The sequence below is a fragment of the Sulfurimonas sp. NWX79 genome (genome assembly GCF_039667035.1).
GTDB lineage: Bacteria > Campylobacterota > Campylobacteria > Campylobacterales > Sulfurimonadaceae > Sulfurimonas > Sulfurimonas indica.
Genome location: NZ_JALCZL010000039.1, coordinates 1 through 5,542, shown reverse-complemented (window position 1 = coordinate 5,542; position 5,542 = coordinate 1). Strand labels below are relative to the sequence as shown.

The following is a 5,542-nucleotide window of genomic DNA, read 5'->3' as shown; positions in this document are numbered from 1 at the left end:
ACAGACCACGAAAATCTCTTGGCTTTAAAACTCCTGCTCAAGTTTTTTATGCTACAGTTTCAAAAGTAATGGCTGCATAATTAAGAGGTGGAAATTGCATTTATTGGTTGAATGGGCGCAATTAAAGATAAATGGAAAACTTGTTGTACCTGTAAAAAATACAATCTACGAAATTACAAAAAAAGAGAATGAAGAACTCGATATTATAGAACATTACGGATTTAGGTTTGTTCCGTTGGTTGTTTAACTGATAAAGTAAAAAAGGGGTTTTTTAAAAAAAGTATGGTGCGCCCGAAGAGATTCGAACTCCTGACCGCTGGTACCGCAAACCAGTGCTCTATCCAGCTGAGCTACGAGCGCACACCATTTCTCTTGTTTAAGAGGGTGAAATTATAGCACTCTTAACTTATACTACGCTAAAATTTACTCATCATCTTCCATCTTTTTAAGAATTTCTTCTATTTCTTGATTTTGCAGATAGAGTTCATGGTTTTTACGTACATAGGCTTGTAGAAGTGCTTTTAAATCATTATTGCCTTCCATATTAAAATCTTTTTGCATTTGCGTCTCTAAAAATATTGCAAACTTCTCTTCAACATCGACATCAAATCTTCGACCTCCAATATGCAAACCTATTTTTCTACTCATCCCTCTTTAGCCCAATACACTTTCAATTTTATTTACTATCTCTTCTATCTCTTGGTCTTTTTCATTATTTGTCTGTATCAACTTTTCAATCTCTGCATCTTTTATCTCACGTTCTGCTTTTAGTGTTATAAGTTCACTACGCATTATCTCATTTTCATTTTTCAAGTTTTCACATTTTTGTAAAATCTGGTTGATTTTTTCATCTAATCTCTCGATAACTGACTGATTTTGCATGGAGTACAAATCCTCATATTAATTAATAAATTTATTTCTTACAATTCTAGCATAATTAATCTACATAGAAAAATTATTATCTCAAATTTGCTATAATTAATCTACTATGAAATAAGGTAAAACTATAAATGAATATATTTGAAGATTTTTCTACTCAATTTGTCCAAAATGTCGGGAATAAAGAGGGTGCAGTGTCACCTGCAATTACTGTATCAGCATCGTTTGGCTACGGCTCACCAGAAACTGCAGAAGGAATATTTAACGGCAGTGTAAAAAAACCTCTCTACTCACGTATGGGTAATCCTACAACAGCAAAGCTAGAATCAATTATGAGCCAAATGGATGGTGGTATTGGTGCCGTGGCAACAAGTTCAGGAATGGGTGCAACGACACTTGCAACAATGTCTCTGCTTGCTTCAGGAGATGAGATCATCAGTATCGGTGGGCTTTTTGGTGGTACCTATTCACTCTTTTCTGAAACACTTTCACGTTTTGGAATTTCAACTTCTTTTTTTGATGTAGATGAATTTGAAACGATAGAAAATGCTATCACAGAAAACACAAAAATAATCTTTTTAGAGAGTGTCGGCAACCCAAATATGCGCCTGCCGGATATTAAGCGTATTGCAGATATTGCAAATAAACACAGTGTAGCACTTATCGTTGATAATACAATTACACCTCTGAGCATCTCACCCTTAAAACTCGGTGCAGATATTGTGGTTTATTCAACAACGAAAATTATTACAGGAAACTCGTCTGCCCTTGGTGGTTGTGTTGTATTTCGAGCTATTAATGATGAAGATGATAAATTCAAAAGCTCCAGATATCCGTTTTTAGAAAAGTTTATCAAAAATATCGGAAAAATGGCATTGATTCCCAATGCAAAAAAAAGAGCCTTGCGTGACTTTGGTATGAGTGCCAATGCACATGCCAGCTACCAAACAATGCTTGGACTTGAAACACTGCCTCTTCGACTTCCTAGAATTATTACAAGTGTTGAAGAGATTACAAAAGCACTTGATGCGAAAGGTTTGAATATCAACCATCCATCACTTGCTTCACATCCACATCATACAAGATATAAAGAACAGTTTCAAAATGGATGTGGTACACTCTTTACTATTGATATGGGTTCACAAGAAAAAGCGTATGAGTTTTTGAACAAATCGAAACTAGCAACAATTACAGCGAACATTGGAGACAGTAGAACATTGGCTCTGCATATGGCATCAACAATTTATAGTGACTTTGATGCAGATACTCGCAAGTTCCTAGGTATAACAGATGGACTTATCAGAGTCTCTGTAGGTTTAGAAAATCCACAAGACATTATAGAAGACTTTTTAAAGGCGGCAGAATAATTATGGGAACAAGAACTGATTATGAGCTCCATGAAGAGACATCTTTAAAATATCCAAAAAAGTACAAAGTTTATCTTCTAAATGACGATTATACATCTATGGAGTTTGTTATAGATATTTTAATGAGCATCTTTCATAAAAGTTATGAAGAAGCAGAATCTATTATGCTTGAAGTTCACAAACATGAAAGAGGCTTATGTGGTGTCTATACACATGAAATAGCAGAAACAAAGGTGATGCAAGTCACTCGTCGTGCCAAAGACAGTGGTTTTCCACTCAAAGCCACGATGGAAGAGGAGTAAATGATGATCAGTCCAACACTCAATGATATCTTTCAAAAATCAATTCTTTTTGCAAAACAGCTTCATCATGAATATTTAACCATTGAACATGTTTTTTATCTTCTTCTGAACTCTAGCGAGGGTGCGGCCATTATTGAAGCTTGTGGTGGAGACACAGCTAAAATGAAAGAAGAACTTGCAAAATACATCAAAGAAAATATTGAAACACTGCCACAAAACATCAATCAAGAACCATATGAGAGTGTTGCTCTCTCACGGCTCATTGACAATATGGTACGCCATATCCAATCAGCAGGGCAAGAGAGTGCCGATGTAGGTGATCTACTTGCAGCTCTCTATGAAGAGGAACATACGTTTGCTTATACACTTTTAAATGAGTATGGAATCTCAAGACTTGATATCTTGGAGGTTATCTCACATACTGACATCCAAAAAAATGCAAATGAAAAAGAGTCACATCTTCAAAAATATGCAATCAATCTCTTAGAAAAAGCCAGAGAAGGCAAAATTGACCCTGTTATCGGACGCGAGAAAGAGATAAGGCGTGTTACACAAATTCTCTGTCGAAGAAAGAAGAACAACCCCATTTTAGTAGGTGAACCGGGTGTTGGAAAAACTGCGATAGCCGAGGGATTAGCACTAAAAATCGTGGCAGGAGATGTTCCAGAAATCATTCAAGATTCCGAACTCTATGCACTTGATTTAGGAGCAATGCTTGCAGGAACAAAATACAGAGGTGATTTTGAAAAACGCCTCAAAGGCATTATGGATGAAGTTAAAAAGATTCCAAATGCCATTTTATTTATAGACGAGATTCATACGCTCATCGGTGCAGGTAGCACTAGTGGTTCTATGGATGCAGCGAACCAGCTCAAACCGGCTCTGGCATCTGGTGAGATAAAATGTATGGGAGCAACAACTTTTGCAGAGTATCGTAATAGCTTTGAAAAAGATAAAGCTCTCAGTAGAAGGTTTTCCAAAGTAGATATTAATGAACCATCCGAAAAAACAAGCTATCTTATTTTAAAAGGTTTACAAAAAAAGTATGAAAAGCATCATGGAGTTAAATATACAAATAAAGCACTAAAAACTGCTGTCAACCTATCAAAAAGATACATTACAGACAGATTTTTACCAGATAAAGCTATTGACCTTATAGATGAGACTGCAGCATCATTTCATCTCAAGAAAAACAAACGTGTCAAAGTAAGTGCAAATGACATTCAAAGAACGATATCATCTATCATTGGAATCTCTAACAGAAAAATGAACAGTGATGAAACTATAGCACTTCAAAATCTCGAAGAGAAATTAAAAACTCGTGTTATCGGTCAAGACAGAGCTGTTGAAGCTGTTGCACAAGCTATCAAAATATCAAAAGCTGGTCTAACACCTCCAAACAAACCTATAGCTTCATTTTTATTTTCTGGACCAACAGGTGTAGGTAAGACAGAGCTCGCACATGCACTCAGTTCTACACTCGGTATTCATTTTGAAAAATTTGATATGAGTGAATATATGGAAAAACATGTACTCTCACGTCTTGTTGGTGCACCTCCTGGATATGTAGGCTATGAACAGGGTGGGTTGCTTACTGAAGCAATTAAAAAACATCCTTATACAGTGCTCCTACTTGATGAGATAGAGAAAGCACATCCTGACTTAGTCAATATTTTATTGCAAATAATGGATAGTGCAACATTGACAGATAATAACGGTTACAAAGCAAACTTTCAAAATGTTATTTTGATTATGACATCAAATATAGGAGCAACTGCACGCAGTGTTATGGGATTTAATAAAGATGATTCTCTCTCGGCAAATGAAGAATTAAAAGCTTTCTTCACGCCAGAGTTTAGAAACAGACTCGATGCAATAGTTGATTTTAAACAACTCTCACATGAGACTGTCAAGGGAATTGTCCACAAATTTATAAATGATTTAAATAATGAACTCAAAAAGAAAAAAATCACTATATCATTGAGTGATAATGCTATTGAGCATATAGTAGAAAGTGCCTATTCTAAAGAGATGGGAGCAAGACCTATTAAAAGATATATTCAGGATAACATTACCAATAAACTCAGCGATGAAATTCTTTTTGGTAAGTTAAAAAATGGAGGAAGCGTAGAGGTAAATACTGTAGACAATCAACTAAAACTAGATTTTCATGAGCTAGAACTTGTACCTACCACAGCTAAATAAACACTCTTTAACATTCCCAGATCCACGTGATGCCAATGAAGATGGCATCGTAGCCTGGGGTGGAGATCTTAATCCTTCTCGTCTCATTCGAGCATACCAAAATGGTATCTTTCCTTGGTATTCACAACAAGACCCTATTCTTTGGTGGTCAACCGATCCAAGACTTATTATGGAACTTGATGATTTTAAACTTTCTCGCTCACTCAAAAAAAGTATGAAAAAGTTCAGCTATAAATTTGATGCCAATTTTAAAGATGTAATGCAAAAATGTGCTACAACAAAACGTGAAGGTCAAAATGGCTCATGGATTAACAGTGAACTTATAGAATCATTTGAAACACTTCATGGTATGGGATTAGCACATAGTGTTGAGAGCTATAATAAAGAAGGAAAACTTGTTGGTGGACTTTATGGTTTAGTAATAGGAAGAGTATTTTGTGGAGAGTCTATGTTTACTCATGAGCGTGATGCTTCCAAAGCAGCTTATGCAGTTTTAATTCGGCATTTAAAAAAATGGGGATATGATTTTGTTGATTGTCAGGTACCAACTGAACATTTAAAGAGTTTAGGTGCAAAAGAAGTAGCAAGAGATTATTTTTTAATGCGCTTGCAAAAGTCAAATATGGATACAATAAATCACGATTGGGCTATTAATCCAAGTCTATTAAACCTAAGTTCAAATCATAAATGCAATTTTCTTGAAGAAGCGATAAGAAGGGGTTAACTGAAAATAAGTTATCCTTTTTTCGCCAAAAAAGAGGAAAATTATTTATGAAAAAGTTCAAACAG

General features: G+C 35.4%; 7 protein-coding genes and 1 tRNA gene. 5 read left to right on the top strand and 3 right to left on the bottom strand.

Features of this window, described 5'->3' with window-relative positions; all coding sequences use genetic code 11:
- Positions 1-103 precede the first annotated feature (103 nt).
- Entirely contained in the window at positions 104-247 is a 144-nt protein-coding gene (locus MNY27_RS10670) for a hypothetical protein (RefSeq protein WP_346392316.1), read from the top strand.
- Positions 248-283: 36 nt separating this feature from the next.
- Here MNY27_RS10670 and MNY27_RS10665 read toward each other — a convergent pair.
- The 3 genes from MNY27_RS10665 to MNY27_RS10655 form a co-directional block, all read right to left on the bottom strand.
- Positions 284-360, bottom strand: a tRNA-Arg gene (locus MNY27_RS10665).
- A 63-nt stretch (positions 361-423) separates the two neighbouring features.
- Positions 424-648 carry a hypothetical protein gene (locus MNY27_RS10660; protein WP_152184946.1) on the bottom strand — a complete coding sequence of 75 codons (225 nt, stop codon included), beginning with the start codon at positions 646-648 and terminating at the stop codon, positions 424-426.
- A gap of 6 nt (positions 649-654) precedes the next feature.
- Entirely contained in the window at positions 655-882 is a 228-nt protein-coding gene (locus MNY27_RS10655; protein ID WP_152184945.1) for a hypothetical protein, read from the bottom strand.
- 128 nt (positions 883-1,010) lie between these two features.
- Between MNY27_RS10655 and MNY27_RS10650 the strand changes: the two genes are divergently transcribed.
- The 4 genes from MNY27_RS10650 to aat are packed head-to-tail and all read left to right on the top strand — an operon-like array spanning position 1,011 to position 5,477.
- Positions 1,011-2,246 carry an aminotransferase class I/II-fold pyridoxal phosphate-dependent enzyme gene (locus MNY27_RS10650; RefSeq protein ID WP_152184944.1) on the top strand — a complete coding sequence of 412 codons (1,236 nt, stop codon included), beginning with the start codon at positions 1,011-1,013 and terminating at the stop codon, positions 2,244-2,246.
- 2 nt (positions 2,247-2,248) lie between these two features.
- Positions 2,249-2,548 (top strand): ATP-dependent Clp protease adaptor ClpS, encoded by a 300-nt coding sequence (locus tag MNY27_RS10645; RefSeq protein WP_152184943.1) that lies wholly within the window; start codon positions 2,249-2,251, stop codon positions 2,546-2,548.
- Between the two features lie 3 nt (positions 2,549-2,551).
- Complete coding sequence (gene clpA / locus MNY27_RS10640; protein ID WP_152184948.1) at positions 2,552-4,753, top strand: ATP-dependent Clp protease ATP-binding subunit ClpA; 2,202 nt, start codon at positions 2,552-2,554, stop codon at positions 4,751-4,753.
- Complete coding sequence (aat, locus tag MNY27_RS10635; protein WP_346392315.1) at positions 4,731-5,477, top strand: leucyl/phenylalanyl-tRNA--protein transferase; 747 nt, start codon at positions 4,731-4,733, stop codon at positions 5,475-5,477. The genes clpA and aat overlap by 23 nt, the downstream gene beginning before the upstream one ends.
- Positions 5,478-5,542 lie beyond the last annotated feature (65 nt).